This window comes from Citrobacter sp. CK202, assembly GCF_030333225.1.
GTDB lineage: Bacteria > Pseudomonadota > Gammaproteobacteria > Enterobacterales > Enterobacteriaceae > Citrobacter_B > Citrobacter_B koseri.
This window is the reverse complement of sequence record NZ_JAOWGI010000024.1, coordinates 21,271-47,836: the sequence shown is the minus strand read 5'-3', so window position 1 is coordinate 47,836 and position 26,566 is coordinate 21,271. Positions and strand designations below refer to the sequence as shown.

The window sequence follows — 26,566 nt, the reverse complement described above, 5'->3', positions numbered from 1 at the left end:
AAAAGCGTGACGTTAAAACATCTTTTGTCACGCACGACGCCCTGCTATCCTTGCTCGTCTTCCTATAACGAGAACGGGTGATAGCATGAAGTTAGGCATTATTTTTCCTGTCGTGATTTTCATTACGGCGGTGACTTTTTTGGCATGGTTTTTCATCGGCGGCTACGCCACGCCGGGGGCGTAACGATGAAGAAAACGACGCTCATCATGATTGGCATCGCGATTATCGCGGTGGCAGGAACCAAACTGGGCTGGTGGTAACGGGCTTATCAAAATAATAAAGGCCACCAACGGTAGCCTTTTCGTCTTACGAACTACGTCGCTTAACTTTTGATTTTTCTGTAGATAAACAGAACGACAATCGCGCCGATAACCGCTACGGCAAAGCTGCCAAAGTTGAAGCCGTCAACTTTGCCAAACCCGAAGAACGTGCTGATCCATCCCCCTACCACGGCACCGACGATCCCCAGGATGATCGTCATGAAGAATCCGCCGCCATCCTTACCAGGCATAATCCACTTCGCCAGAATACCTGCAATAAGCCCAAAGATAATCCATGAAATAATGCCCATTTTTTCCTCACTTATGTTTGTACGTTAGCGGTTTACTCGCCGTTAAAAAGAATAGCACATCATCAGAGAATTGAAATTTGTGATAAATGTCACTTTTATTATTTTTTCTTTACTCCCATAAAAGTTGGGGTTGCAAGTTTAGATGATAAAGATTATCTTTCTCATTACTGAATAGTTGAGCAAATCACTCAGGTATTCAGTACGACATTGCTCACATTGCTTCCAGTATTTTTGCCCGCCTCACTGAGTGCGGGCTTTTTTTTGACGTTTACTCGTCATTTATGACGAATCCCCTGTCATTTTCTTCATCTTTTCGCAGACAAGCCCCGCCGCGCCTGAGTTTCTGTTTCTGGCACGGTTTGTGCTTTAACAGCCCGTCGCTACGACAAACCGAAGCCAGCGCCATGTCGCGCGTCGGCTTCGTCTACAATTCGCGCTATTTCAGCTTTTAACAGGTCTGTTATTGATGAAAAAAATCACCAGTGTGTGCCCGTACTGTGGGGCCGGGTGCAAGCTCAAGCTTGTTGTTGAAAATAACAAAATTATCCGTGCCGAAGGCGCAGAGGGTGTAACCAACCAGAACCAGCTATGCCTGAAAGGCTACTATGGCTGGGACTTCCTTAACGACACGCGGCTTCTGACGCCACGTCTGACCCGCCCGATGATCCGCTATCAAAAAGGCGGAAAATTTACCCCCGTCAGTTGGGATGAAGCGATCCGCTATACCGCACAACGCTTATCCGCCATTAAAGAAACCTTTGGGCCCCGCGCCATTATGACGACAGGCTCTTCCCGTGGGACAGGGAATGAAACCAACTACGTCATGCAGAAATTCGCCCGCGCCGTACTCAATACCAACAATGTCGATTGCTGCGCCCGCGTATGCCACGGCCCTTCCGTCGCCGGGTTGCAGGAGACGCTGGGTAATGGGGCGATGAGTAACTCCATCAGTGATATAGAGAACTCCAAATGCCTGCTGATTTTCGGCTATAACTGCGCAGACTCTCACCCTATTGTCGCGCGCAGAGTCATTAAGGCCAGGCAGAACGGCGCCAAAATTATTGTGTGCGATCCCCGGCGCATTGAGACCGCCCGTATTGCCGATCAGCACCTGCAACTGAACAACGGCTGCAATATGGCGCTGGTTAACGCCTTTGGCTACGTTCTGCTTGATGAACACCTTTACGACACGGAGTACGTACAAAAGCACACGGAAGGACTGGAGGCCTACCGGGAGACCGTAAAAGATTACGCCCCGGAATCCGTCGAACATTTAACCGGCGTCCCTGCCCAGCAGGTGCGTCAGGCGATGCGAACATTCGCCGCCGCCCCTTCCGCCACGGTCATGTGGGGAATGGGCGTGACCCAGTTTGGTCAGGCTGTCGACGTCGTGCGCGGTTTATCGAGCCTGGCGCTGCTGACGGGCAATCTGGGGCGTCCTGACGTCGGCGTCGGCCCGGTACGCGGTCAGAACAACGTCCAGGGAGCGTGCGATATGGGCGTTCTGCCTAACCAGTTCCCCGGCTACCAGGACGTGACGGATGCAGTCGCCAGAGAGAAATTCGCGCAAGCCTGGGGAATCGATGCCAGCCTGATGGATGACAACGTCGGCACGCGTATTACCGAGGTGCCGCACCTGGCGATGGAAGGCAAAATTAAAGCCTACTACATCATGGGGGAAGATCCGCTGCAAACCGAGGCCGACCTGGGGCTGGTGCGGGCCGGTTTCGAGGCGCTGGACTTTATCGTGGTGCAGGATATTTTCATGACCAAAACGGCAGAAATGGCGGATGTTCTCCTGCCCGCGACCTCATGGGGCGAACACGGAGGCGTCTTCACCTGTGCCGACCGAGGCTTCCAGCGGTTTGAAAAAGCCATCGACCCCACCGGAGATGTGAAGCGCGACTGGGAGATTATCAGTCTGCTGGCGACCGAAATGGGATACCCGATGCATTATGAAAGTAACCAGCACATCTGGGATGAGATGCGCGAACTGTGTCCGCTTTTCTACGGCGTCACCTGGGAAAAAATGGGCGATATGGGGCATGTGCAGTGGCCGTGCCCGGATCTTGATCACCCCGGCACACCGTATCTTTACGCACATAGTCAGTTTGATACGCCCAGCGGCAAAGGCAAGTTATTCGCCGCGCCGTGGCGGGCTCCGGCGGAAGTTCCTGATGATGCGTTCCCGATGGTGCTCTGTACCGTTCGCGAAGTGGGACACTATTCCTGCCGCTCAATGACCGGCAACTGCGCTGCGCTACAGGCGCTGGCAGATGAACCTGGCAACGTGCAAATCAACACGAACGACGCGGAAAAACTGGGGATTCGTCATCGCGAACTGGTGTGGGTGAGTTCACGTCGCGGTAAAGTCATCAGCCGGGCCGATGTTTCAGATCGCATTAACCAGGGGACGGTCTATATGACCTATCAATGGTGGATAGGCGCCTGTAACGAACTGACTCAGGATAATCTTGATCCGATTTCGAAAACGCCTGAAACCAAATACTGCGCCGTGAAGGTCGAAGCCATTACCGATCAGCGCTGGGCGGAAAACCATGCTGCCCAATCGTACAGCGATATGAAGTCGCGTTTATGCGAGGCAATTGCATAAGCCGCGCTGTGCCTGTTAGCCCGGGTTCGGGAAAAAGAACCCGGGCGTTTTCATCAGCGAACCTCAATATTCCGCATGCTGCGGTTCCGCCGTCTGCAACGCAATATATTCATCTTGTTTATCGCGTTTCATAAACGTCAGCGTAACCAAAAAAAGCCCGATCATGAACGGCAATTCATACAGTTCTTCAATCAAATCGGTGTATTGCTTACTGTGCAGGAACAGCGGCGCCAGTAACCGATGATGCTCCACCGTATCGGAAATTAAAAACGCGCAGGCAGTAACAGTTAGCAACCACAGCGGCAGGGATTCTTCACGCAGCCGACGCGCAATTTCCTGGCGCAAAGTCTTTGAGAGCAATACCGGAAGCACAAGCGCGGCGATCAGGACGACGGAAATCCCCCGGAAGATCATTTTAGGATGATCAGGAAAATAGTCGCGCCCCCAGCTGGTGCTTCGCCCTAACAACACCAGCCACCACACCACCGCCCAAAGCCAAAACTGCTTTGCGCCGTCAGGGCGAGACAACGGCCTGATATACCAGGCGGTAAATAGCGCACCAAACAGTAGCCATAGCGCCTGCCCATTTTCAATCCATAACACCACGACGCCATTTAGCAGAGGTACGTGCCAGTTCGCAGTGAAAGGAATAACCAACGCAACAAGCGCAAGGACGAGAGCCGACGAGGTTAATCGAGTATCAAATTTCATGGTGGTCATTTTCTGTTCAGTGTTTGATGCTCAATCATATATTTTATGAATGCCAGAGCATTAACAAACAATGCGATGTTCTTAAGGTTTCCTTAATATTTCTTTTCAATTAATTTCAGTTGTCAGGTACATGCTGATATCAGGCGAAAAAAAAACCGCCCAGCGTCGTGATAGCGCTGTGCGGTTTAGCGTAACGGTTAAAAAATCGCGGTCGCAGGCTTCCCGAACGGGATCACCAGCCGCAAACGTCGTGCTCGTTTTCGGTGTCGTATGAGCGCACGGTGTTCACCAGATCTTTCACCACTTCTGCCGCAACGTCCGGGACCAGCAGTGTCATCGGCGCTTCAGTTTCATAATCAACTGAAACACCGTTGCTGTTATTGGTTACGGTAACGGTATAGGTCGCTTTGCCCATGATTTACTCCTTCCCGGTATGAATGACTTTTCGTTGGCTGGCGCTTTCCATCAGCACTTCCGGTGCAACAAAAAAGTCGATGTTAAAGTAGGTATCGTCGCTCATCACTTCGATGTTGTGCCATTTTTCCGGGGGAAAAACGCCGAACTGACCGGCTTCAATGATCATCACTTTTTCCGGTTCAGGGCTGTGTTCATCTGCGTATCCGAGATATTTGACCGCCCCCTGCATAACCGACAGGCGAGGATAAACCCCTGGTCGGGTTCCTTTATCAAGGTGGCGTTCGAAAATTCCGGCTGGCGCGGTGTCTTTATTCCAGAACGGAGTGGAGCGTGTATGGATATGATTTTGTGGAATTTGAAGCATTTTATTCCCTCTTCCAGTAACAACCAGCGATCTTACTGAATCGCTGCTGTAAAAAGGGTACGCCTCATAAGATGTGTTTTAAATACCATTTATTGGTTATTTTTTCCGTCGCGCGTGGCGGTGAGCATCATCTTTAAACAAAAAGTAAAAACGGAAGGCCCACAGAGTGCACGGGCCTGATGGCGTTATGACTGAAGCGTCGCCAGACGTGCGGCAAAACCAACGAAAATCAAACCGATAAGGGAATTCCCCACCTTCGCCAGTTTCTTTTTCGTGCGAATGTACTGCGTTACAAAAGCGCCCGAAATAATCAGGAAGCTCAGATAGAAAAAGCTCACCACTTCAAGCGTTGTCGCCAGGATAAAAAATGACAGCCCCGCGTGCGGCGCATTGACGTCAATAAACTGGACGAAAAACGAAACGTAAAAAAGGATGGCTTTGGGATTGGTCAGGCTCAGAATTAAGGCACGTTTAAAGATTGCGCCAAACGGAACCTCATCATGCGCCACTTCGCTCCCTTTCGATTTGAGCGTGGCGTAAAGGATCTTCGCACCAAGATACAGCAGATAAAAAGCGCCGAGATAACGAACGATATTAAACAGCACCGGCGTTGTTTTTATTAATGTTGCGACGCCCGCGTACGCCAGAAACATCAGCACCGCATCGCCAATGAACACGCCGCTGGCGGCGAGATACCCGCCTTTCATCCCTCGCCCGACGCTGTTTTTCAGCACAAATATCGTATTAGGCCCCGGCACCAGCACGATAAAAATGGCCCCAACCAGATACGTCCAGTAGTTCAGAACTCCATACTCTGCGAACACGTTAACCTCTTCCTGAAAAAAACAGATACGCTTTACTGCGAAACAATATGCTAACGAATGAACTGAATGATGGGAAGGGAAATCATAGCGTTGCGTTATATCATGATATTTATCGGCAAAAGCGCCTTACTTATGACAGATATCGCTCTTTTGGGACACCGTCATAACACGATGGCGGGTCCTGCCGGACCCGCCATAATGACAACATCTTAGTGGTGCAACATCTCGTCGACGACCTCTTCGGCCTTCAGCTGGTACGGATAATAGGTTGGCCAGTTATCCATTTCTTCAAGCAATGCCTGCTGGGAGGTGTTCCCCATAAAGATATGGAAATGGCTCGACTTACGCGGCGCGATAATATGATCGCTGAACTGCACATATTTAGGCGCGTTGCTCTTCGCATCTTTACACTCAAACAGATAGCGAACGCCTTTTTTACCGGATGCATAGGTCAGGATCTTGTGTCCGGCATAATCGTATTGGCAGGACTCAACCTGATTACCGGTGTGAAATTCCATGACGCCATTTTCAATGCCGATAGTATCCACATTGGTGGCGTAGCCTTTACGGTAATAGGCCTTAATCTCCTCGGCCGTTTTGCTGCTATCTTTCTCCGCTTTCTTTTTAAATACCGGATCAAGCTCCCCGCTTACCAGATACGGATAAACAGACTGCCACATACCGTCCCAGTCCGTTAGCACCCTGTCCTTCACGTTTTTATCGTCAAAAACGCCTTCTGCCGCCTTTTGCTCCATCTCCGTTAGCGGTGCGCCATGTGAATGGTGCCCATGCGCAAGCGCGTGTCCGCTAACCAGAAGCATTCCCAGAGCTACTGCTAATTTTTCAAAATGAATCGCCAAAATATCACCCTCAATCAGTGCGCAAAGATTAAATGTTATAATATAACATCACCATTAATTCAACTCTGAATGAGAAGCATAAAAAACGGGAGCACACAGGCTCCCGCTTATTCCGACAAACTAACAGTCCCCGGCGTTACAGAGTGACAATCTCTGGCTCATCAAATACCGTGAGCGTTGGGGCTTCGCCGGTAAATTTCTCTGCGTATACCAGGGTCGTATTCCCCGCGCAGCCGTTCGCCAGCCTTGACGTCGGGATGTCCGCCGTCAGCACGTTGGCGCCGCCGTTTTTGCAGATGCCATTCTCGATATCAGGCCAGGCGCCTTCATGGATACAGATGATCCCCGGCTTGATCCCGTCGCTGACGTGCGCCCCGACCAGAACCTGACCACGACCATTCCATACGCGTACCAGGTCGCCCTCAGCAATGCCTCTTGCCTTCGCATCATCTGGATGAATCGTCACCGGCTCGCGATCGGCAATGGCATACTCTTTTCGCAACGACGCATAGTTCAACTGACTGTGCAGACGGTGCGCCGGATGGGCGGTCAGCAACTGTAACTGATCCTTATCCGCAGACCCTTTCCACTCATCCGGTTCAATCCATGAAGCATGAGGCGGACAGTCTTTGTAGTGATAACCTTCAATGGTTTTTGAATAGATCTCGATCTTACCGCTTGGCGTACCGAGCGCATTCATGACCGGATCATGGCGGAAATCGGCATAACGCACATATTTGTTGTTCTTTTCGTTCTCGCGCATTTCAATCAGCTTATTCTGCTGCCAGAACGCATTGAACTGAGGCATTGCCACACGTTGAGCGCGAGCCGCCTTTTGCGCGGCGTCGTAGAATTGCTTCAGCCATGCCATCTCATCTTTACCCTCGGTATAGACCGCTTTGCCGCCGGGTTTGAGCATCTCAGCTAAATCAGCAAAGACGTCAAAGTCATTACGGGCCTCAAACTGCGGCTCAATCACCTGCTTCATAGGCACCAGATGCTGGTTGCTGTAGTCTCCGGTCATCGTGAGATCGTTACGTTCAAACGATGTGGTGATCGGGAGAACAATATCGGCATGTTTCGCCGCCGCCGTCCAGTAGCACTCGGAAATCACCACCAGCTCGGGCTTCTGCCACGCTTTGATTAAGCGGTTGGTATCCTGATGATGGGTAAAGTTCGCGCCGCCTGCCCACCAGATCATTTTGATATCCGGGAAGGTCTGCTCTTTACCATTATGCTGATATTTTCCTCCCGGGTTTTCCAGCGCCTCCACAATTCGCGCCACAGGCAGATTCACCACCGCATCCGATACCGCCCAGTCGTTCCCTGCCGACGATCCCCCCTCAATTTGCGCCGATATCGCAGGCAGTACACCACCGGTACGCGTCGGGTTCCCGCCGTTGGAATAGTGATAGGAGAAACCGAAACCGCCGCCTTCCGTCCCAATTTGCCCCAGCATCGCGGCCAGCGTCACCAGCATCCAGTGTTTTTGCTCACCGTATTGCTGACGTTGAATCCCCCAGCCCGCCATCAGCATGGTTTGGTTGCTGGCGAAAATTTCCGCCAGTTTCTCAATCTGTTCTGCGGGTACGCCACAGACGCCGGATGCCCATTCAGCGGTTTTCTCAACGTTGTCGCTCTTGCCGAGCAGATACTCTTCAAACTGCGGATAACCGGTGGTGTATTTTTCCAGGAACGCTTTATCGTGACGCTCTTTTTTCACCAGCGTATGCGCAATCCCCAGCATCATCGCCACGTCAGTTCCCATATGCGGGGCGATCCACGTTGCATTGTCGCCAAAAAACTCAATGGTTTCTGAGCGCATTGGGTCGATCGCGATAACGGTTTTTCCCGATTTCTTCAGCAGATTAAAATACTCAAGCCCCTGCTCATCCGTACTGCTCCAGGCAATTTTTAACGTGTTGAGCGGGTTCATCCCCCACAGCACCACCACCTGGCTGTGCTCAAGCACCATCGGCCATGTCGTCTGTTGTTCATATACCTCAACCGATCCCACAACATATGGCATGATAACCTGCGCCGCCCCGGTGGAATAATCCCCGGTATGGCCTGCATATCCCCCGGCCATACTCATATAGCGTTGCAGCAACGTTTGCGCTTTATGCAAGACGCCGCTGGAGCGCCAGCCATAGGAACCCGCAAAAATGGAGGACGGGCCATAGCTGCTACGAATACGGCTATGCTGCTCATGAATGAGTTTCAGCGCCTGTTCCCAGCTCACCCGCACAAAGGGATCACTTCCCCGTTTACCGTCCGCTTTACCTGGATTTTCCAGATAGCTTTTACGCACCATTGGGTATTTTACACGGACGTTGGTATGTACCTGATCCGGCGCGGTTTGCTGCAATGAGTTCGGTATGGTTTTAGGTAATGCGCCTTTTGAAGAGACAACCTTGCCGTCTTTAACCTCCACATATACGGCCCCCCAACGTGCGGCCGTCAGGATGGCGCCGCCATTTTGGTTTTCGGCCCAGGCAGGCATTGGGATCACCGAAGAAATCGCCATAGTCCCGGTTGCCGCTCCAGCCGTCTTGATAAAGTCACGTCTTGTGAGTTTCATGATTTCTCCTGGTATTATCACTATTCATGCATATCTTTCGCGTTGTACTGGAAGTAACGGCTCAGGATATCCAGTTCGTTTTCACTGATGTTGGTACGAGCCCCCATCCCTTTCGCCACAGAGGGCCAGGCATTGAGGGTAAAATGCTTCGCAGGAATCGGCGCATGGCAGCCTGCGCAGTACACATTGTCGAGTTTGCGCGCGTAGTCCCACATCGGTTCGCGGCTGGCGAGCGCAGAGCCGCTCCACTCGCCCTGTAGCGCCACATCCCGCCACGCGTTACCGTAATCATCTTTTTTCCAGTCAGAGAGAATGTTGAGTGATTGCTGCCCTTTCTCACTCAGACTGGCAAGGATCAACCGCTGGCCTGCCGCGTAGTAAATAACCTGCTCGCTCCCCTGCATCTGGCTCCCGCGGATCTCCACCAGCCGTGACGTTTCCGTCGATTTCAGGACATGCATTTGCGTGGCCGGATAGACCGTTGCCAGATCGCCAAGTGCGGTATTGCTTACGGCATAGAGCGTTTTTGCAGATGCGGGGGTAGATGCAGACTGGGCCTCAAGCGCTTTGAGGGCGCTGTCGTCCATTGTTATTTCGGGTGGGAAGTGGGCGACGCCTTTGTGGCAATCAATACAGGTTTGTTTTTCCTGAATGCCCATTTGGTGCATTTTGCGGGCATCAGCGCTTTGCGCGTCAAGATCCATCGCATCCATGCTATGACAGCTACGACAGGTTGCGGAGTCGCTGGCTTTCAACTGCGCCCAAACGGTTTGCGCCATCTCCAGACGATGCTCTTCAAACTTCTCTGGCGTGTCGATTTTTTTGGTGATGAACTGATGATAGACATCTTTCGAGGCAAGGAGCTTGGCTACCAGGTAATCCACCCCGCCTTCCGGGATATGGCAATCCGCGCATTCCGCACGAATCCCCTTCTGATTCTGGAAGTGAACCGAGCCCGTATACTCCTCATAAGGCGCCTGCATCGTATGGCAAGACAGACAAAATTCAGTGCTCGATGTTTTATGTAACGTCCATTGCCCCGCTAAAACAATTACTGCGCCAAGAACGATGCAAAGCAGCATCGTCCATAAAATGGTTTTATTTATTTTTCTCATTCCTCATTCCCGTCAGACAACTACCCCTTTAGAGGTAGACAATAATTAGACCGAGCAGGTTAATTATTGATATCCATCAAGCGTGGATGTGAATAAGAATTAGCATGCAAGTAAATTTGAAGGGGATCGCAGATTACACAACAACGGAATATATGAGTATAAAATCGTTAAAACACAGAAAGTTACACTGTATTATATAGATATTTAAACCATTATTAAATTAAATATCAGGAGAAAGTTTCAAATAATTAAGATGGCGATTCAAGAGAGAGAAAATATCCCGTCGTTATATAAATAAATATACAATGAAATAAAGTAAAACGGAACCCATTACTGCTTCATAACGATATTCACGGTAAAAATCATTCTCCTGACAGCCATCATGTCAGTAACACCTTCTGGTGGACGTTTTGTGTCTACATTCTTACGACTTGCGGACTCGTTCACATAACTTTGATCTGATTACTTCTTATACAACCGATAAGTCCAGTACACTTAAGGTGGAGATAAAACAAACAGGAGGTGGTGAATATGTATCGTTCTATTCTGGTGCCGATTGATATCTCAGAAGCCAGCTTGACCCGTCAGATCATCCCGCAGGTTGAGGCGCATGCTAAAACCGCAAAGGTGCATTTTTTGGCCGTAATACCTTCTGTCCCGTTCTATGCCTCACTGGGTCTGGCCTACTCCAGCGAGTTCCCGGATAGAAGCGGTCTTCAGTCAAAGGCCGCCGTCAAACTGGAGGAAATTGTTAAACAATTCAATATCCCCGAGGGCAGGAGCCAGTCCCATGTTGTCTACGGCCCGCCCAAAGATCAGATCCTCAAACTGGCGGATGCGGTAGAAGCCGACCTGATTATCATTGCGTCGCATCAACCGGGTTTCAGCACCTATCTGCTGGGTTCAACTGCTGCGGCCGTTGTTCGCCATGCAAACTGCCCTGTTCTGGTTGTACGCTAATACCGCTCGCTAACCCTGGCGAAAACGGGAGCCAACAGGCTCCCGTTCTTGTATCACACCTGTTTTCTGATGAATGACTCCCGATAAAAACAGCCTTATAAAACGAATGGTTGAATCATTAAATGATAATGGTTATCATTCTCTTGCTGTAAATACCTTAGCGCCTAATACAGGTATTGAAAGCACGACATTGCTCACATTGCTTCCAGTATGATTTTGCCCGCACTCTGTTGCGGGCTTTTTTTGCCAGAGTATTCATGCTCTCAGGGAAAAGGGCATGTGAGTCGTTAAACATTAAAAGGATATTTATGAACATAAAGAGAGTTGCCGGCACGATTTCAATCGTATTGTTGACGGCTTGTGTCGACTCAGAAGTACAACCCGCGCCCTCTTCCGCCAGCCCAATTTGTCAGGGATTCGGCTGCGTAAAAACTCCCGGGAAACTTCCCAGCCGCGCCGCCACCCATAAACCGACAAAAGAAGAAAGAAACCGTGTGATCCGAGGCGAGAAACCCGATTTTGGCTCCGAAGAGTGGAGTGTCGGGGGTACGCTGCCTGGCTGGTGATTGCAGGTGCAGAGTCGTCACTCTCACAACACGCCATTCTACTGACATAAAAAAACGGGAACTGACAGGTTCCCGTTCTTGTTTATCCTCAGGTGCATATTTACAGATACCCGGCGATATAACCGGAGATCATACGCACAAGATAAGGCCACCCGGCCATGACAAGCAGCATCAGCAGCGCGATAAGCAGCCCCGTTAATACTGACCGAATGCGTTCATGTTCCGTGCCCATTTTCACCTCCCCTGACCGCAGAAAATGAATGACTAAATTCCCAATAGCACGAACACATGACAGGTTTATGACGGCATTATTGACCAGTAACCGCCCGGAGGCGGTTTGAAACCAGGAAGCGAGCTATTCGCCGTTACTCTCAATCGCGTTTTCCTTCTTCCCATACAGGGCCGGCTTGCCTGCTGGTCGGGTCTTAAAGCGACGGTGTAGCCACATATATTGTTCAGGAGCCAGGTTGATTGCGCGTTCAATCGCCCGATTCATTCTGGTCGCAACGGTTTCCTTGCCCTCGTCATACAGTTCATGGCCGATATCCGGGAGGATGATCAGCTCGTACCCTCTTCCATCCGCTCGGCGTCGGGGAACAAAAGGAACAACCGCCGGGCGGGCGCTTCTGACAAGCATGTAACTGCCGGCGGTAGTCGCCGCATCGGGAACATCAAAAAAAGGAACAAACACGCTGTTACGAGCGCCATAGTCATGATCAGGTGCATACCAGACAATCTCACCTTGTTTGAGCACTCGTATCATGCCTTTTAAATCATAGCGATCGAGCATGGTTTTATTTGAGCGAAGACGTCCCCGCGTCTGCAACCAGTCATACAGCGCGTTATTGTTCGGCCTGTATACGCCAATGCCCGGATTGAGCATCCCAAATATGCGCGCCCCAAGTTCAAGAGTAAGAAAGTGCATACCGATGAGAAGCACGCCTTTATTTTCAGCTCGCGCACTTTCCATATGTTCATAACCCGTAACCGTAAACCATTTGCGTAAACGCCTGTCTGACCAGAACCAGGCGATACCGGTTTCAAGTACCCCCATGCCTACCGACTCAAAATTTTTAATCAGTAATTTTTCACGCTCCTTCGCAGGTAGCGCCTTAAAGCAAAGTTCCAGGTTGCGACGGGCTATTGTTACCCTGCGAGGCAATGCGCGCATGGCCACTCTCCCCAGACAAGCGCCAAGCCTGAGCAGAATGGGATAAGGCAGCAAAACAGCACATCGTAAGAAGAAAATACCCAGCCATAGCAGCCAGTAGCGAGGATGAAAAAAAGCGAATGAAAATGTTGGGAGTCTCGTCATTGAGTAAAATACGTTCCGATTTACTGATAACTGCGGTGTTAGCTATCTGACTATTACAAAGAGGGGAAAACTAAAGCCCCGGTTAGCACAAAAAGTCTATAAAAAGACGAAAAAGTCGTTTTGTCATTTTTTGCGACTTATCCCCTGCTCACCGCGAGGTCGTAAAAACGTCATTTACCTTTTCGCCGCCACATGACCGATCGGACAATTTCAGGTCTATTCATTAAGCACAATTGAGGTTATGTTATTACATAACTTTTAGTGAGAAGGGTAATCATCAGATGAAAGTCAGAAACATATTCGCCATATCACTGGCAGCCTCGTCGTTCAGTTGCCTGGCATTCAAATCACCGCCCAACGTAGTACCCGGTACGGCTCCTGATAACGTTCGCACACTCGAAAGTAAGATTCTGGGAAGTTTTTACAGTCAGCATGGTACTGAGCCGCAAACAACATTTTTGGGAACCTGTGACGCTTCACCCGTTCCAGGTTGTTTATGCCCGTTTTGCACAATGCTCCGTAGCCACATCCGCTGATGGGCTAATCGTCTGAGTCACTGGCAGATGCACATCTTCCCCGTCTGGAGACTTGCGAAGTATCGTCTTAGTCCTCTGCGAATTCGACATTCAAAAAACAAGTTCGAATGCTAATAATAAAAAACGGGAACCCTCAGGCTCCCGTTCTTGTTTAACCCAGAAACTGGATTACATATTTGCGATGATCGCGTCGCCAAACTCTGAACATTTCAGCAGCTTAGCGCCTTCCATCAGACGTTCGAAATCGTAAGTGACGGTCTTCGCGGCAATCGCGCCTTCCATCCCTTTGACGATCAGATCTGCGGCTTCGAACCACTGCATGTGGCGCAGCATCATCTCAGCAGACAGAATGATGGAGCCCGGGTTAACTTTATCCTGGCCCGCGTACTTCGGCGCAGTACCGTGAGTCGCTTCGAACAGCGCGCACTCGTCACCGATGTTCGCGCCCGGCGCGATACCGATACCGCCAACCTGCGCCGCCAGGGCGTCAGAGATGTAGTCGCCGTTCAGGTTCATACAGGCAATCACGTCGTACTCAGCCGGACGCAGCAGGATCTGTTGCAGGAACGCATCGGCGATCACGTCTTTAATCACGATCTCTTTGCCGGTGTTCGGGTTCTTGATTTTGACCCACGGGCCGCCGTCGATCAGCTCACCGCCGAATTCATCACGCGCTAACTGGTAGCCCCAGTCTTTAAACGCGCCTTCGGTGAACTTCATGATGTTGCCTTTGTGAACCAGGGTCACAGAATCACGGTCGTTAGCGATGGCATATTCAATCGCCGCACGCACCAGACGTTTGGTTCCTTCTTCGGAACACGGCTTAATACCGATACCACAGTGTTCAGGGAAGCGAATTTTCTTCACGCCCATCTCTTCGCGCAGGAATTTGATCACTTTCTCGGCATCCGCAGAGTCGGCTTTCCATTCGATACCTGCATAAATATCTTCAGCGTTTTCGCGGAAGATGACCATGTCGGTCAGTTCAGGGTGTTTAACCGGGCTTGGGGTGCCCTGATAGTAACGAACCGGACGCAGACACACGTACAGGTCGAGTTCCTGACGCAGCGCCACGTTCAGGGAACGAATACCGCCGCCGACCGGGGTAGTCAGAGGGCCTTTGATGGCCACGCGGTAATCACGAATCAGATCCAGGGTTTCAGCAGGCAGCCAGACATCCTGGCCATAAACCTGAGTGGATTTTTCACCGGTGTAAATTTCCATCCAGGAGATTTTACGCTCGCCTTTATAGGCTTTCTCGACAGCGGCATCGACCACTTTGAGCATGGCTGGGGTTACATCAACACCGATACCGTCGCCTTCAATGAACGGGATAATCGGATTTTCAGGAACGTTGAGTTTGCCGTTTTGCAGGGTGATCTTCTTACCTTCCGCCGGAACAACTACTTTGCTTTCCATTCACCTCTCCTTCGAGCGCTTCTGGTTTGCTCGTCTGTCATCACGCTGCATGTGCGTTTGCGTCCTGCGACACGGATGCATTAGAGCAACTTTTTTGTTAATGATTTGTAATGAGCGTGTCAATACTACCCTATTGTTTGCTGCCATGAAAGACACTCGTTATTAGGCTATAATGCGGCAATTGATAAGCCCTGAAAATACCATGCAAAAAACTTCTTTTAGAAATCACCGGGTTGAGCGATTCAGCTCACGACAAGTCACTAAGCGGCGGAAAGAAAACCAGCCAAAACGCGTGGTTTTGTTCAATAAACCTTACGATGTTTTGCCGCAATTTACGGATGAGGCCGGGCGCAGCACATTAAAAGACTATATTCCTGTCCAAGGCGTCTATGCAGCAGGTCGTCTGGACAGGGACAGCGAAGGTCTTCTGGTGCTCACCAACGATGGCGCATTGCAGGCTCGTCTGACGCAGCCCGGCAAACGTACCGGTAAGATTTATTACGTTCAGGTTGAAGGCGAACCCACCGCAGAAGCGCTGGAAGCCCTGCGCAATGGCGTGACGCTCAATGATGGCCCCACTCTGCCTGCGGGCATTGAGGTAGTGGAGGAACCCGAATGGCTGTGGCCGAGAACGCCGCCGATTCGCGAACGAAAAAGTATTCCCACCCGCTGGCTCAAAGTGACCTTATATGAAGGCCGTAACCGTCAGGTACGGCGTATGACGGCGCACGTCGGCTACCCTACGCTGCGACTGATCCGCTACGCAATGGGCAACTACACGCTGGATAATCTTGCCAACGGCGAATGGCGAGACGCTACCGATTAAGGAAAAACCATGTTCAAACCGCACGTCACCGTCGCCTGCATCGTCCATGCAGAAGGTCAATTCCTCGTGGTGGAAGAGACCATTAACGGCAAAGCGCTCTGGAATCAGCCAGCCGGACATCTGGAAGCCGACGAAACGCTGGTGGAAGCCGCCGCGCGCGAACTCTGGGAAGAGACAGGGATTACCGCGCAACCCCAGCACTTTATTCGTCTGCATCAATGGATCGCGCCGGACAACACGCCGTTCCTGCGTTTCCTCTTTTCCATTGAACTTACCAGGATGTGCGCCACTGAACCTCACGACAACGACATTGACTGCTGTCGCTGGGTCAGCGCCGACGCGATCCTCAACGCCCCCAACCTGCGTTCGCCGCTGGTTGCCGAGAGCATTCGTTGCTGGCAGAACGGGCAACGTTATCCGCTGGCGATCATCGGCGAATTTAACTGGCCGTTTACAGAGGGTGTCAAGTAAAAGGGCTGCGTGATAGAATACGCCGCCTTGAAGTTCAATGTCGTGAGTATTCCAATGTCAGAAAGCCCAAAAAAAGTGATCGTCGGCATGTCCGGCGGTGTCGACTCCTCCGTTTCCGCCTGGCTGTTGCAACAACAGGGCTACCAGGTAGAAGGCCTGTTCATGAAGAACTGGGAAGAGGACGACGGTGAGGAATATTGCACAGCGGCAGCCGACCTGGCTGATGCGCAGGCCGTTTGCGACAAACTTGGCATTGAACTGCATACCGTAAACTTTGCCGCAGAATACTGGGACAACGTTTTTGAACTCTTCCTGGAAGAGTACAAAGCGGGCCGCACGCCGAACCCGGATATTCTGTGTAATAAAGAGATCAAATTTAAAGCCTTCCTCGAATTTGCCGCTGAAGATCTGGGCGCTGATTATATCGCCACCGGTCACTACGTCCGTCGCGCGGATGTGGACGGCAAAAGCCGCCTGCTGCGCGGGCTCGACGGTAACAAAGATCAGAGCTACTTCCTTTACACACTCGGCCATGAGCAGATCGCCCAAAGCCTGTTCCCGGTCGGTGAACTGGAAAAACCGCAGGTACGCAAAATTGCCGAAGACCTCGGTCTGATCACCGCGAAGAAAAAAGACTCTACCGGCATCTGCTTTATCGGCGAACGTAAATTCCGCGAGTTCCTCGGTCGCTATCTCCCGGCGCAGCCAGGAAAAATCATCACCGTAGACGGCGACAAAATCGGTCAGCACCAGGGGCTGATGTACCACACGCTGGGCCAACGTAAAGGTCTGGGTATCGGCGGCACCAAAGAAGGCACCGAAGATCCGTGGTACGTGGTCGATAAAGATGTCGAGAATAACATTCTGGTTGTCGCTCAGGGTCATGAGCATCCACGTCTGATGTCCGTCGGCCTGATTGCCCAACAGCTTCACTGGGTCGATCGCGAACCGTTTAGCGGCACCCTGCGCTGCACGGTGAAAACCCGCTACCGCCAGACCGACATTCCGTGCACCGTGAAAGCGCTGGATGACGAACGCATTGAAGTGATTTTTGATGAGCCGGTAGCCGCAGTAACGCCGGGTCAGTCGGCTGTCTTTTATAACGGAGAAGTGTGCCTCGGCGGCGGTATTATCGAGCAGCGCCTGCCCCTGCCGGTATAATTATTCTCTATAACTGATACAAGGAAGCAGTGATCGTGGCAAAGAATTATTATGACATCACCCTCGCACTGGCAGGCATTTGCCAGTCAGCACGCCTGGTGCAACAGCTGGCGCACCAGGGGCACTGTGATGCCGATGCGCTACACGTTTCACTGAACAGCGTTATCGATATGAACCCCAGCTCTACGCTGGGCGTATTCGGCGGCAGCGAAGCGAACCTTCGCCTCGGTCTGGAAACCCTGCTCGGCGTCCTGAATGCCAGTAGCCGCCAGGGGCTGAACGCAGAGCTGACGCGCTATACGCTGAGCCTGATGGTGCTGGAGCGCAAACTGTCAGCCGCCAAAGGCGCGCTGGACATGCTGGGCGAGCGCATTAACGGCTTACAGCGTCAGCTTGACCATTTTGACCTGCAATCAGAAACGCTGATGAGCGCGATGGCCGGTATTTATGTCGATGTCATCAGCCCGCTGGGGCCACGCATTCAGGTGACGGGCTCACCCGCCGTGCTGCAAAGCCCGCAGGTGCAGGCAAAAGTTCGCGCCTCGCTTCTGGCCGGTATCCGTGCCGCAGTGCTCTGGCACCAGGTCGGCGGTGGCCGCCTGCAATTAATGTTTTCTCGTAATCGCCTGACCACTCAGGCAAAACAAATTCTTGCTCATTTAACCCCGGAGTTGTGATCTATGGAATTATCCTCACTGACCGCCGTTTCCCCTGTCGATGGACGCTACGGCGATAAAGTCAGCGCGCTGCGCGGGATTTTCAGCGAATACGGTTTGCTGAAATTCCGTGTACAGGTTGAAGTACGCTGGCTGCAAAAACTGGCCGCGCACGCAGCGATCAAGGAAGTTCCTGCTTTTGCTGCCGACGCAAACGGTTTCCTGGATACGATTGTCGCGAACTTCAATGAAGAAGATGCCGCACGTATCAAAACCATTGAGCGCACGACGAACCACGACGTGAAGGCAGTTGAGTATTTCCTGAAAGAAAAAGTGGCGGATATCCCGGAACTGCATGCGGTTTCTGAGTTCATCCACTTCGCCTGTACTTCTGAAGACATCAACAACCTGTCTCATGCGCTGATGCTGAAAACCGCGCGCGACGAAGTGATCCTGCCGTACTGGCGTCAGCTGATCGACGCGGTCAAAGATCTGTCCGTTCAGTATCGCGACATTCCCCTGCTCTCCCGTACCCACGGTCAACCGGCTACGCCGTCCACGATGGGGAAAGAGATGGCTAACGTGGCTTACCGCATGGAACGCCAGTTCCGCCAGTTAAACCAGGTGGAAATCCTTGGTAAAATCAACGGCGCGGTCGGTAACTATAACGCCCACATTGCCGCTTACCCGGAAGTGGATTGGCACCATTTCAGCGAAGAGTTTGTGACGTCGCTGGGTATCCAGTGGAACCCGTACACCACACAGATTGAACCGCATGACTACATCGCAGAGCTGTTTGACTGCGTCGCGCGCTTTAACACCATCCTGATTGACTTCGATCGCGACGTCTGGGGTTATATCGCGCTCAACCACTTCAAACAGAGAACCATCGCGGGTGAAATTGGTTCTTCCACCATGCCGCACAAGGTTAACCCGATTGACTTCGAAAACTCCGAAGGCAACCTGGGCCTGGCTAACGCCGTACTGCAACACCTGGCAAGCAAACTGCCGGTTTCCCGCTGGCAGCGCGACCTGACGGACTCCACCGTGCTGCGTAACCTGGGCGTCGGTATTGGCTATGCGTTGATCGCGTATCAGTCCACCCTGAAAGGCGTAAGCAAACTGGAAGTGAACCGCGATCGTCTGCTGGATGAACTGGATCACAACTGGGAAGTGCTGGCAGAGCCGATCCAGACCGTAATGCGCCGCTACGGCATTGAGAAACCGTACGAGAAGCTGAAAGAGTTAACGCGCGGCAAACGTGTTGACGCCGAAGGCATGAAGCAGTTTATCGACAGTCTGGCCCTGCCGGAAGAAGAGAAAACGCGCCTGAAGGCGATGACCCCGGCCAACTATATTGGTCGCGCCATCACTATGGTTGACGAGCTGAAGTAATCCCCCCTGCCGGATAGCGATGCTAACGCATCTTATCCGGCCGATATTCAGCGCCCCCAATGCCGGAGACTCATCCGGCATAACTCTCCCCCCGGTTTACGAAATGTTTATCCCCGCCGCAACATAATCAGCGTTAGACTGCGAATGAAAAAAATAAACAGTTTAAGAAACATGCATTTATAACAATATCAAGAAGTTGGGGAATGTAGTTATCGGACAATAGCAGACAATATCAGGTATTTTATCGCCCCTAAAATTACCCCTAACCAACTATTTGCCCCCAAATCCGCCCCCAAAATCCATACCGAAAACCAATAAAGATTAGACACATTGATGGGCTATGCCGGGCAGATACAATTCACGACAGACACTTTTTTCACTTCACACGCAAAAGGTCTTCATATCGAGTGGTGTATCGCGGTGAGAGCATCTCCCGCTTCATCTGCCACTGCTGTTGTATGCCCTGTCCGGCGAAGTAGAGCGTACCTACGCCGTCTTTGGTGTTGAGATGATCCAGCACCTTCATCAGTTTGTCGCTATTGCGCCGCGGCGCGTTATCATCAAAAAGGTTGAGTTGTGCCACCCCCTGGCTGAAGAAGTCGCCGAGCATAACGCCTGCCTTCTGGTAACGGCGTCCATCTTTCCAGACAGCATCCAGGCATCGCGTGGCCGCGCCGATAATGTCCCGGCTGTCCTGCGTCGGGGTCAGAAGCTTCACAGAGGCGCTGTTGCCGTAATACGGTTCGTTCAGTGCAAACGGGCTTGTCTTCACGAACGCGGAGATAAACCGGCAATATTGATGCTCGCCGCGCAGCTTCTCCGCCGCCCGGCTGGCGTAACTGAAAATCGCCTGACGCATCTCTTCGTAATCAGTGATACGACCACTGAAGGAGCGTGAGCAGACGATTTCCTGCTTTACTGGTGCAAACTCTTCCAGTTCCAGACACGGCTCACCACGCAGCTCGCGTACCGTTCTTTCGAGCACAACATTGAAATGCTTCTTGATAAACCGGATATCTGTGTCAGCCAGGTCAAGAGCAGTTTCGATGCCCATCCCCTCCAGCTTTTTAGAGATGCGTCGCCCTATACCCCACACCTCGCCAACTGGCAGCGCAGCTAACAGTTTACGCTGCCGGCTCACGTTCGATAAATCAACAACACCACCAGTCTGTCGTTGCCACTTCTTTGCCGCATAGTTAGCCAGTTTCGCGAGGGTTTTTGTCTGCGCAATACCGACACCGACGGTGAGATGTGTACGCTGTAATACTGTAGTGCGGATCTCCCGGCCAAATTCAGTAAGATCACGGCAGTTTCGCACGCCAGTCATGTCACAAAATGCCTCGTCTATGCTGTAAATTTCGACGCGGGGACTAATTTCTTCCAGCGTTGTCATTACGCGATTCGACATATCAGCGTAAAGCTCATAGTTACTGGAGAACGCGACGATGCCGTGACGGCGAAAAGTCTCTTTTTGTTTGAAATAGGGCTCCCCCATTTTAACAAAGGACTTCGCTGCTGCTGAACGGGCAATAACACAGCCATCATTGTTAGAGAGAACGACAACCGGCCTTCCTTTTAGGTCTGGCCTGAACACCGTTTCACAACTCGCATAGAAGCTGTTCACGTCTACGAGTGCAAACATACTCAGCCAGCAGACTTCACGATGTAAGTTACGACGCCGAAAACCTCCAGATTGTCTTCACTCCCAATCATGATTGGTTTATACACAGAGTTTTCAGGCTTGAGCATGACAGCAGGATGCAGCAACAGGCGCTTAACTGTGAACTCACCGTCGACCGCTGCAATGACAATGTCCCCATGCCCTGCTTTTCGTGAACTGTCGACTACCAACAAATCGCCTTCGCCGATTCCGGCATCACGCATAGAATCTCCTGTGGCCTTCACGAAATACGTCGCGCTTGGGTGCCTCACCAGCAATTCGTTAAGGTCTATACGCGACTCAACATAGTCCTGAGCAGGGGAAGGAAACCCGCATTGCACAAGGTCACTAAACATTGGGAGCGCCACATGGCGTAGATCTGTAGGCGTGAAAAACTGCATGATAATCACCTTAATTGATACTGATTATATATACAGTATTATTGTATCAATGGCAGCGTTCAAGTCTCTTAGAAGTACAACACGGTAAGTAACTGGCGTGAGGTGAAATTTAGTTTTGTGGAACATCATCGGCGACTGGTGCTCTCTGTCGAACGATCGCCAACTGGCCGCGCCCGAGCCCCACACAAGCTCTGTGTTCGATAACTTAAATTACATGACGACTACTATGTCCTTTTTTGTAGACCTCAAGAATAACTTACTAAGATCTATACTATGCACAGCGGCAAGTTTATCCCAAAACTCATTGGACAAGCATCAATAGTGATGAATTATTGAACAATCATATTAATCAAGTGTGACTTATCACTGATGATCACACCTGGCTACTTCATAAATTCACAAACAATGTTAATATAGCATCACAAAAAAAATGAATGTAATGTTTCTATAGGCTATAGAATGACTCAAGCTAGTTCACATGCGTTGTCTGCCGAAGATGTGATTACCGTTTCTACGGACAAAACCACTTCAAACAAAATATTATCAATACAGTATTTGCGTGGTATTGCCGCCATGCTTGTAGTTTTATTTCACTCAACAACCCTTATTGGTCCAGAGTGGAAATCTTTTATGGTAAATGGCTCTGTTGGTGTCGATGTATTCTTTATCATGAGTGGCTTTATCATTTATTACATCACATCAAACAAATCAGAATTAGCACCAAAAACATTTGCCATAAAGAGATTTTTAAGAATTTACCCAACTTTCTTTATAATTTGGTTACTTGTTTCCTGTATATATTATGCAGATGCAAAATTCATAAATGTAATAAAATCACTATTTCTTATCCATGTTGATTATAATGCTAACGCACCCGCATTCAAATTCAACCTGATAGGACCGGCATGGACTTTGACATATGAGATATATTTTTATGTAATTTTCTGCTTCGCTGGATATGTGAGTTTCAAATATAGGGGGTTACTCTCCTCTTTAATTCTCTTGCTGTTACCGATTTTATTACAACTATGCTTTAATGGCTCATTTATGTTCTCATCCAATGCAAAGGCTGAGTTTAATGCGGATTTTTTGTTAGCCCCAGTTGTAAAAGTGATGTCTACTACAATGCTATGGGAATTTGTTGGTGGTATTTTCTTGGCATTTTTGTTCATAAATTACAGGAAAAATATTGTAAAAATAAATAAAATAGTTCGCGCATGTTGCTGCACCATTCTCATTGTCATCTTTCTGTATTTCACATTTTACTCAGGATGGATGCCGCAGGGCATGGTGGGGTTGTTCTGGCCCAGCATGGCACTTGTGACTGCTGCCCTGATGGCTGAGGACATGATACCATTCGAAATAAAACCACTTTCATTTATTGGTGATATATCTTACTCTCTATACTTGGTTCACTGGGCCATCATAAAACTCACCCAAACTTATTTCCCTCAAGTTTGGAACAATCAATACGGTGTCTTTTCCCTATTTGTCTTTTTATCTGTTAGCGTATTGATATCGTTTATAATGTATAAAAAAATCGAGAAGCCATCAATAAAAATAGCAAGGAAATTACTAAACTAATTAGATATCAGATAAAAGGGGCAAACGCGCCCCTTTTATCTCATCTATTTATTAAAACCTCACATAGCAACAGCCAAACAAAATGCAACACTAAAGTTATTCAATGGATACGGTTTCCCCACTAATTCTTTGATATTCGATTCAGGGTATTGCCCGCTCCCCCCCTTATATTCGTATTTATATGGAGATACGGTATTGTCACTGTCTGAAACGTTTCCATTCCCGTTATGGTATGTTTTGTCGGCATAAAATAATTTTGCAGGACCAGTAATCTTATGAACTGGAGTAATTGTTATTTCATCTTGTGCGGTGATTTCTACGGATGAAATATCAACACGACCGTTGCTATCGTACAATGTAAAACCCTTATCATCATACATCACAGGATCATACTTCACGTATGCTTCCGTGAATTTTAATGGTGGATAAGGAACACCATACCTTACAACCACCTTATCATTAGATAATGAAACGGATAGTGGTTGTAATGGCTTCCAGTTTACCCCCTTGTCGATAACCTGATGCATAACCTTTGCTATCTGTACACCAAACCATCGATAACCATTTGGTCCCAGATGTCCACCTTTATCTGGGTATTGGTATGTCGGGCCAACCATATAGACCCCATCATTTTTATTGGAAAAATCAAGTTGAGCCATGCCAACAGATAAATCGTTTGTATCCCTAGAAAAGCTACCACCTGTTTGATACATGAAAAATAATGGTTTATCTTTCTGTTTCGTAATTGATACCGCATCGCTCAACATATTTTTGTGCAGTTTTTTTAAAGCGAATAAATATCTATCATAATCTTGCGGTGCATTTTTGTATGTGGGCATGTAATTCATTTCACCCTGCATAAATACTATAGAAGAGACAACAGGTTCTCTTTTTTCGCTAATAGAAACAGCGTTAAATATTTTAACAGCATCGGTAAACCTTTTGTAATAACCACTTCCTTTTGAAATCTGTAGTATATCGGAACCTGAAACCCCGGCATTCATACCAAAGAGAGATTCAAAAAAACTAATTCTAAAACCAGAAAACGCCGTAACTGCACCAACTATAGGATCTTCACCCTCGTTGATAGCCCCTCGCTTTAGTTTACTAACATACTCTGGGCTGACCAGCTTAGATGAATCATTCACTTGCTGAACAGTTGAAGTTAATGGTCTAACGTAATTACCAACGGGTTTGTAATGTTGTGATCTCCTTGAGTCTGGCCTGACCGAATCACCAATCATAAATGCATTATCAACTTCACTGTGAGTCGTTAATGCAGGCCACCCTTCCATCCCGGTCATTAAACTTTGTCCATAGCCAATAACTAGCATATTTGTACGCTTATGCTTCTGAAACACATAAAATAAAGATGCACACAAAACAATCAGAATTATTACTGAAAAACAAAGTATCTTCCTGATATTCATTACAAATCTCACTATACGTTAAAAGGATGCGGGAGTTACCGCATCCAGATAACGTCAATGTATCACACCACCTGAAGGCTTCGCCATCCTGCCGATGTCCATACTGCAACAAGGTTAGTTGTGGTATTAAATATTAAACAACCGTAATCACTCGCGCCAAGCGTAGGCAAATTGGAGGTAGTGTAGCTTGGCAGGCGTGGGGGTTTTAACAAACCTATATTATTTCTATCGTTGCTTGAGCTAATGGTTTCCGCTATAGCACTTATCGTGAACACCCTATTCCAGCGATATCTGTTGCTTCCATTATCATCATAACCAAGATCAACGAAACCAGGTTTATGTGGTCTTACATAAGAGCTTGCAAGCCCGGTATGAAACAGCCCAAATCTGTCGCTATTACCGCAGTTAACAACTTTATACAGGGGAGAGTTAAGGCGATTATATGCAGCAGGAGACGAGCCATCGGGATTGTCAATGGTAATATCAACACCAGCATGCCCCAGAAAACCATCAGATTGAGTAACCCAACCTGTTAAATTAGTCATATAGAAATAACCAGCCTCGCCGTACGTGTTAGCAAACCAGACATTTGCTACACGCTTAAGATAAATATCACCCTGCCGGATGACACAATCAAGAAAGCTTATTTTCCCACCTGCTCCTGTTGTGTTCTGCCACCCACCAGGATAACCGTTAACCCCTCCAATCCCTGGGTTTGATGAGTAAAAATTTAACCGATCATCCCCCACATAAGATATTAGAGTGCAATCAAGATAAACCCCCTTAATTACACTCCCCCGGAATTTGTGATCGCTTGTTCCTGGACCACCCCAAATCCAGTTAAGAGCAGCCGCATTGTTTGCTGCGCTTGCGCTGGGATAACGAGTCAGGTTTCGAATATCGTCATCATGCCCCTGAATTTTCATGCCATAAAAATTAGCATCATGTTCTGTCGACGGGGTATTGGGATGGAACCACCAGAAACAGCAATCAATTTGGCGTGAGTCATTGGCTCCTACCGACTTAATGCGGTCATCAACGTTAAAGTCATTCCCGTTGCCATTACGTTGCTCGCCGCGAGTTGAATCAATCCAATAGCAAGCGCTATTTTCAGGGATATAACCAGCGATCATAGTGTTGTGCATTCTCACGCTCATTACTGATGCGTTGAATACCGGAATGTCAAAACACGGGACTGCCCCCTCGTCATTCGGAGCCGTCAGTGATGGCGGCTCATAAGTCCCATCTGTACGTTTACGCCAGCCAATAACTGCAATGTTTTCTAACCCGGCACCAGACTCAGCGAAAACAATCCCCATGCTGTATGCCGGGTCATCAACACCATGCACAACATCAGTCAGGATTCGTTTATCTGGATCTCCTTTTAAATGCAGTTTCGTATAACCATCATCAGCGATGAGATCTACAATCGCATTGTTATGCACCATGTCGTGATACATCGTTTGAATTGGTGCCACTCCACACAGTTGCGTGTTTCGCGGAATGAAAATCGTGTCGTCGATCAGATAGTCGCCAGCAGGCAGAACAAGCTTCTTCCCTTTATTGGCATCAATAGCAGCCTGTATTGCGGCTACTGCACTGGTGCTGCCGGTTGGATCAGCGTTAGTAATGTAGACAACATAAGACAGCCGCTCGGCAACTGTCACATAACCATAGCCCACCTGCTCTGCACCGGTTGGCAGCGCCAGCTCGCGGCGCAGGACATCGCTGACATCTACGGCCAGCCATTTTCCGACACCTGTACCGCCGGATGAATCTGGAGTAGAACCAGATGGAACGGTTTTCGGCAGGGTCGTGAGATCATCCCAGCGATACCATGCACCTGTTGTCTCATCCTGAATGATGTCACCGGCGGAATTAATAACCGCCCCGCCCTGAAATGTCCCGACAGGATTTAAGCCGAGGTTCGCGAGCGCTGTTTTATAACGCTGCTCCATTCCGTGCCATGTAAGTCTGGGCTTACCAAAACGGTCATCCCACGTTTCATTGACCCGGTCATTTGAGAGGTGATCAAAGTTCTGGGCGTTATCATAAAGAACCTTGGCGGATGCAGAACCAAGAGGTTCTTTGGTGTTATAGGTGGTCATACTGGCCTCATAAAATAGAA

The 26,566-nt window shown here is 49.5% G+C and carries 24 protein-coding genes; 9 read left to right on the top strand and 15 right to left on the bottom strand.

Annotated elements, in window-relative coordinates:
* The first annotated feature begins 85 nt into the window (after positions 1-85).
* Entirely contained in the window at positions 86-184 is a 99-nt protein-coding gene (locus OGX84_RS08430; protein WP_024130398.1) for a YoaK family small membrane protein, read from the top strand.
* Positions 185-323: 139 nt separating this feature from the next.
* Here OGX84_RS08430 and OGX84_RS08425 read toward each other — a convergent pair whose 3' ends face one another.
* Positions 324-572, bottom strand: coding sequence for a GlsB/YeaQ/YmgE family stress response membrane protein (locus tag OGX84_RS08425; RefSeq protein ID WP_012132684.1), 249 nt, complete (start codon positions 570-572; stop codon positions 324-326).
* A 466-nt stretch (positions 573-1,038) separates the two neighbouring features.
* Between OGX84_RS08425 and fdhF the strand changes: the two genes are divergently transcribed.
* Positions 1,039-3,186 carry a formate dehydrogenase subunit alpha gene (gene fdhF, locus OGX84_RS08420; protein ID WP_286457815.1) on the top strand — a complete coding sequence of 716 codons (2,148 nt, stop codon included), beginning with the start codon at positions 1,039-1,041 and terminating at the stop codon, positions 3,184-3,186.
* Between the two features lie 63 nt (positions 3,187-3,249).
* Here the strand turns inward: fdhF and OGX84_RS08415 are convergent, their stop codons facing one another.
* From OGX84_RS08415 to OGX84_RS08385, 7 genes are all read right to left on the bottom strand, one after another.
* The gene (locus OGX84_RS08415; protein ID WP_286457813.1) at positions 3,250-3,897 is read right to left on the bottom strand and encodes a hypothetical protein; all 648 of its coding nucleotides are present in this window, start codon (positions 3,895-3,897) and stop codon (positions 3,250-3,252) included.
* A 232-nt stretch (positions 3,898-4,129) separates the two neighbouring features.
* The gene (locus OGX84_RS08410) at positions 4,130-4,312 is read right to left on the bottom strand and encodes a DUF1869 domain-containing protein (protein WP_012132688.1); all 183 of its coding nucleotides are present in this window, start codon (positions 4,310-4,312) and stop codon (positions 4,130-4,132) included.
* 3 nt (positions 4,313-4,315) lie between these two features.
* Positions 4,316-4,678 (bottom strand): DUF1971 domain-containing protein YeaR, encoded by a 363-nt coding sequence (gene yeaR, locus OGX84_RS08405; protein WP_024130400.1) that lies wholly within the window; start codon positions 4,676-4,678, stop codon positions 4,316-4,318.
* A 185-nt stretch (positions 4,679-4,863) separates the two neighbouring features.
* On the bottom strand, positions 4,864-5,502 hold the full coding sequence (gene leuE / locus OGX84_RS08400; RefSeq protein ID WP_012132690.1) for a leucine efflux protein LeuE: 639 nt from the start codon (positions 5,500-5,502) through the stop codon (positions 4,864-4,866).
* Between the two features lie 209 nt (positions 5,503-5,711).
* The gene (gene zinT / locus OGX84_RS08395; protein ID WP_286457811.1) at positions 5,712-6,362 is read right to left on the bottom strand and encodes a metal-binding protein ZinT; all 651 of its coding nucleotides are present in this window, start codon (positions 6,360-6,362) and stop codon (positions 5,712-5,714) included.
* Between the two features lie 136 nt (positions 6,363-6,498).
* Entirely contained in the window at positions 6,499-8,943 is a 2,445-nt protein-coding gene (locus OGX84_RS08390; protein ID WP_047457451.1) for a trimethylamine-N-oxide reductase 2, read from the bottom strand.
* 20 nt (positions 8,944-8,963) lie between these two features.
* Positions 8,964-10,058, bottom strand: a complete 1,095-nt coding sequence (locus tag OGX84_RS08385) for a NapC/NirT family cytochrome c (RefSeq protein ID WP_104868749.1) — start codon at positions 10,056-10,058, stop codon at positions 8,964-8,966.
* Between the two features lie 531 nt (positions 10,059-10,589).
* Here OGX84_RS08385 and uspF point away from each other — a divergent pair.
* A complete protein-coding gene (gene uspF, locus OGX84_RS08380; RefSeq protein ID WP_012132695.1) occupies positions 10,590-11,018 on the top strand; it encodes a universal stress protein UspF in 429 nt (142 codons plus the stop codon).
* 666 nt (positions 11,019-11,684) lie between these two features.
* On the opposite strand, the gene OGX84_RS08375 is transcribed toward uspF, so the two are convergent.
* From OGX84_RS08375 to icd, 3 genes are all read right to left on the bottom strand, one after another.
* Positions 11,685-11,816: a hypothetical protein gene (locus OGX84_RS08375; RefSeq protein ID WP_012132696.1), complete on the bottom strand. Its 132-nt coding sequence runs from the start codon at positions 11,814-11,816 to the stop codon at positions 11,685-11,687.
* A gap of 123 nt (positions 11,817-11,939) precedes the next feature.
* On the bottom strand, positions 11,940-12,899 hold the full coding sequence (locus tag OGX84_RS08370; protein WP_049011760.1) for a Kdo(2)-lipid IV(A) acyltransferase: 960 nt from the start codon (positions 12,897-12,899) through the stop codon (positions 11,940-11,942).
* Between the two features lie 704 nt (positions 12,900-13,603).
* Positions 13,604-14,854, bottom strand: coding sequence for an NADP-dependent isocitrate dehydrogenase (icd, locus tag OGX84_RS08365; RefSeq protein WP_047457457.1), 1,251 nt, complete (start codon positions 14,852-14,854; stop codon positions 13,604-13,606).
* Between the two features lie 172 nt (positions 14,855-15,026).
* On the opposite strand from icd, the gene rluE reads away from it, so the two are divergent.
* The 5 genes from rluE to purB are packed head-to-tail and all read left to right on the top strand — an operon-like array spanning position 15,027 to position 19,363.
* The gene (gene rluE, locus OGX84_RS08360) at positions 15,027-15,680 is read left to right on the top strand and encodes a 23S rRNA pseudouridine(2457) synthase RluE (protein ID WP_081353176.1); all 654 of its coding nucleotides are present in this window, start codon (positions 15,027-15,029) and stop codon (positions 15,678-15,680) included.
* A 9-nt stretch (positions 15,681-15,689) separates the two neighbouring features.
* The gene (locus OGX84_RS08355) at positions 15,690-16,151 is read left to right on the top strand and encodes an NUDIX hydrolase (protein WP_012132701.1); all 462 of its coding nucleotides are present in this window, start codon (positions 15,690-15,692) and stop codon (positions 16,149-16,151) included.
* A 54-nt stretch (positions 16,152-16,205) separates the two neighbouring features.
* Positions 16,206-17,312 carry a tRNA 2-thiouridine(34) synthase MnmA gene (mnmA, locus tag OGX84_RS08350; protein WP_286457809.1) on the top strand — a complete coding sequence of 369 codons (1,107 nt, stop codon included), beginning with the start codon at positions 16,206-16,208 and terminating at the stop codon, positions 17,310-17,312.
* A 35-nt stretch (positions 17,313-17,347) separates the two neighbouring features.
* Positions 17,348-17,989, top strand: a complete 642-nt coding sequence (gene hflD / locus OGX84_RS08345; RefSeq protein ID WP_024130407.1) for a high frequency lysogenization protein HflD — start codon at positions 17,348-17,350, stop codon at positions 17,987-17,989.
* 3 nt (positions 17,990-17,992) lie between these two features.
* Positions 17,993-19,363 carry an adenylosuccinate lyase gene (gene purB / locus OGX84_RS08340; protein ID WP_012132704.1) on the top strand — a complete coding sequence of 457 codons (1,371 nt, stop codon included), beginning with the start codon at positions 17,993-17,995 and terminating at the stop codon, positions 19,361-19,363.
* Positions 19,364-19,739: 376 nt separating this feature from the next.
* Here purB and OGX84_RS08335 read toward each other — a convergent pair whose 3' ends face one another.
* Together OGX84_RS08335 and OGX84_RS08330 are read right to left on the bottom strand one after the other, a co-directional pair.
* The gene (locus tag OGX84_RS08335; RefSeq protein WP_112002357.1) at positions 19,740-21,005 is read right to left on the bottom strand and encodes a Y-family DNA polymerase; all 1,266 of its coding nucleotides are present in this window, start codon (positions 21,003-21,005) and stop codon (positions 19,740-19,742) included.
* 2 nt (positions 21,006-21,007) lie between these two features.
* Positions 21,008-21,424 (bottom strand): translesion error-prone DNA polymerase V autoproteolytic subunit, encoded by a 417-nt coding sequence (locus tag OGX84_RS08330; RefSeq protein WP_012132706.1) that lies wholly within the window; start codon positions 21,422-21,424, stop codon positions 21,008-21,010.
* A 459-nt stretch (positions 21,425-21,883) separates the two neighbouring features.
* Between OGX84_RS08330 and OGX84_RS08325 the strand changes: the two genes are divergently transcribed.
* Positions 21,884-23,008 (top strand): acyltransferase family protein, encoded by a 1,125-nt coding sequence (locus OGX84_RS08325; RefSeq protein WP_112002356.1) that lies wholly within the window; start codon positions 21,884-21,886, stop codon positions 23,006-23,008.
* 59 nt (positions 23,009-23,067) lie between these two features.
* Here the strand turns inward: OGX84_RS08325 and OGX84_RS08320 are convergent, their stop codons facing one another.
* Positions 23,068-24,438 carry a hypothetical protein gene (locus OGX84_RS08320; RefSeq protein ID WP_112002355.1) on the bottom strand — a complete coding sequence of 457 codons (1,371 nt, stop codon included), beginning with the start codon at positions 24,436-24,438 and terminating at the stop codon, positions 23,068-23,070.
* Between the two features lie 62 nt (positions 24,439-24,500).
* The gene (locus OGX84_RS08315; RefSeq protein ID WP_112002354.1) at positions 24,501-26,546 is read right to left on the bottom strand and encodes a tail fiber/spike domain-containing protein; all 2,046 of its coding nucleotides are present in this window, start codon (positions 26,544-26,546) and stop codon (positions 24,501-24,503) included.
* Between the last annotated feature and the right edge of the window lie 20 nt (positions 26,547-26,566).